The following is a 584-nucleotide window of genomic DNA, read 5'->3' as shown; positions in this document are numbered from 1 at the left end:
GTGCAGTCCGGCGGTGTCGACGTCGGGGTGGAGGGTGAGGTGGCCGTCGTTCCAGCGGACGAGGATGTCGTTGGCCTTGTTGTCGGTGAAGGCGCCGGTGGTGAGGACGGTGGCGTTGGTCCAGGGGGACTTGGCGGGGCGGATGGTCTTCTCGCCGTGCAGGCCCTTGAGGTCGACGCCGGGGTAGATGGTGGTTTCGCCGTCGATCCAGCGGACGGTGAGGTCGGAGGTCTTGGCGCCGGTGAAGTCGCCGGTGCCGATCTGTTCGGCGTAGGTCCAGGTCTTGTTGTTCTTGATGATCTGGGTTTCCTTGCGCAGGCCGTTGGCGCCGAGGTCGGGGTAGAGGGAGACGGTGCCGTTGGTCCAGACGACGAGGAGGTCGTCGCGCTGGGTGCCGCCGTTGAAGTGGCCGAGGGTGAGGAGTTTGGCGTTCTGCCAGGTGGGGTTCTTGGCGGTGAGCATCTTCTCGCCGTGGAAGCCGCTCTTGTCGACGGTGGTGTACTGGCTGACCTCGCCGTCGCTCCAGCGCACGACGAGTCCCTCGCCGCCGTCGGCGAAGCCCCCGCCGGCGATCGCCCGGGCGT

1 pseudogene is annotated in these 584 nt (G+C 67.5%); it reads right to left on the bottom strand.

The window, feature by feature from the left end:
- A pseudogene (locus C3489_RS38970) lies at window positions 1-584 on the bottom strand (S1 family peptidase); the annotation flags it as partial.

The sequence above is a fragment of the Streptomyces sp. Ru71 genome (assembly GCF_002920535.1).
Lineage (GTDB): Bacteria > Actinomycetota > Actinomycetes > Streptomycetales > Streptomycetaceae > Streptomyces.
Note: the sequence above shows the minus strand (reverse complement) of the source record. Positions and strands in the feature narration are given on the sequence as shown.